Raw genomic sequence first — 2,060 nt, forward strand, 5'->3', positions numbered from 1 at the left:
CACCGGAAACGGCTTCACCGCCATATCCGGCCTCCGGTTCCGCTTCGCTCCACCTCCGCCCGGATATGGCGATGGTGAGCATAATCCACTAACAAACCAACCGGCCCACTCCGCGGGGGCAGATCACGTCATAGCTGACGGCGAACTGCCGTCCGGCGGACAAACAGCCTATCATGGCCAGGGAAAGTTCGTATTGCCTCCAGGAAACCAGGTGCCAATGACCCACATGATTAATCAGTGGCTCGCCCAGATGGGCTGGAGCGCACAAAAGGAACAATTGGCAGTCGCCGCCGCCTTGTTCGCGGTTGCCGCCCTTGCAGGCGAACTGGCGGCACGGTTGGGCGGTCCGGCGTGCATGTCGTGGGTGCAGTCCCGTTTTGGCGTGCGTGGTGCGTTGTCGAGCAAGCATCTGCCCGAACTGCTTCGTTTTGGCGCTGGCGCTGTGATCCTTGCATTTCCGCTCACAATACTGCCCTTCGACGGTCCGGCATTGATGGTCTTGTCGACCGGTTTCAGCGCAGCATTGGCGATGACCGTCAGCACCGTGCTGCGGATCGGTGGCATGCCGCTGTGGACCTGTATCATCCTGGCGATTACGATCCTCGTCCTGACCATGGCGGGCGCGCTCGGAGGAGTGGGGCCCCTGACCGCCAGCCTCGACGCCACCGCGCTCCATGTCGGAATGCGGCGTATATCCCTGTTGACCGTGGTCAATTTTCTGATTGTCGCTGCGGTGCTTTTCACCGCGACCCGTGTTGCCAATCACCTTATGACTCACGCCGTCGGACGCCTTTCGGCGCTGGACCTGTCGCAACGGGCGCTGATCCAGAAGCTGGGCAGCCTGGCTGTGGTTCTTGTCGCTCTGCTTTTTGGCGTCGACATTCTTGGGATCGACCTGACAACGCTCACGGTGTTCTCCGGTGCGTTCGGCTTGGCTGTGGGATTTGGCCTGCAAAAGACTTTCGGCAACCTCATCGCAGGTCTTATCCTGCTAATGGACAAGTCGGTGAAGCCGGGTGACGTTGTGGCGGTTGGCGATACATTCGGTGCGATCAACAAGATCGGCATCCGCGCCGTTTCCGTTATCACGCGAGATGGCAAGGAGCATTTGATCCCGAACGAACAACTCATGACCCAGCCGGTCGAAAACTGGTCCTTTTCCAGTCGCGACGTACGCATCCATATTCCCGTAGTCATTGCATATGACAGCGATCTGAAACGCGCACAGGAGCTGATGATCCAGGCTGCAAAGGCGTCCCGACGGGTACTGCCCAAACCGGAACCAAGCGTCTGGCTGCTGGCCTATGGGGAACGGGGGCTGGAGCACGACATCATGGTCTGGATCATCGACCCGGAGCAGGGCGTGGGCAATGTCCAGTCAGACATTCTCAACCGACTGTGGGAATTGTTCCGTGCTAACGGCATAGGCTTGCCCTACCCTCAGCGGGATGTTCATTTGCATGGTGAACCGTTGCATAAGCCGGGCGGCGCCAATTTGCCACCTGCCGACGATGGCCGGTGATAGTGCTACATCTGATGGCAAGCTGAGCGTCTGCGCGGCACACTCCGTGGAGCTCAAAGCCGCCGTCCATTCAATTTACGATTCACCGTGACCCTCCTGTTGACATGGGCCGTTGCTGACCCGTGCTTCTGTCCAACTTTTCGGACGTTGAGAAGATGGCAATCGCACGTTGCCCTGTGTGCGCTTCCGGGAAGTTAAAAGTGAGCGGGAAGGACGACAAGGGGGCGAACATCGCAATTTCTGTTCGCGCTGTCTTTCATACTGCCGCGAATCCCCTTGGCTTTCCAGGCGCCTCGCTGCCCTTTGCGCCGAAGACAGAGATATGATGGAGGACAATACCGGACGTGGTTGCCACGTTGAGCGAGTCGAACCCGGCGCTCATCGCAATCTGGACGCTGTGGGCACGCTGGATATTAGGTCGGATCGACATTCAGCGTAACCAGATCATGGCAGCGGCGAGATGAACGAAGCCGGCGAAGTGGATGGTTCGCCGATCGTAGCGTGTGGCAAAGCGGCGGAAATGCTTGAGGCGTCCAAA

Annotated in this window: 1 protein-coding gene and 2 pseudogenes; 2 read left to right on the forward strand and 1 reads right to left on the reverse strand. The window is 58.9% G+C overall.

Annotated elements, in window-relative coordinates; genetic code table 11:
• Positions 1-92, forward strand: a pseudogene (locus LQ220_RS24720) (integrase catalytic subunit); the annotation flags it as partial.
• Positions 93-217: 125 nt separating this feature from the next.
• Positions 218-1,522, forward strand: a complete 1,305-nt coding sequence (locus LQ220_RS24725; protein WP_230190619.1) for a mechanosensitive ion channel domain-containing protein — start codon at positions 218-220, stop codon at positions 1,520-1,522.
• A 430-nt stretch (positions 1,523-1,952) separates the two neighbouring features.
• On the opposite strand, the pseudogene LQ220_RS24730 reads toward LQ220_RS24725, so the two are convergent.
• Positions 1,953-2,060, reverse strand: a pseudogene (locus LQ220_RS24730) (IS5/IS1182 family transposase); the annotation flags it as partial.

The organism is Sphingobium sp. CECT 9361 (assembly GCF_918741285.1).
Lineage (GTDB): Bacteria > Pseudomonadota > Alphaproteobacteria > Sphingomonadales > Sphingomonadaceae > Sphingobium.

Excerpts from the sequence above, each read along its gene's own strand:
- LQ220_RS24725 (WP_230190619.1), top strand. The coding sequence starts at position 218 with ATGACCCACATGATTAATCAGTGGCTCGCCCAGATGGGCTGGAGCGCA.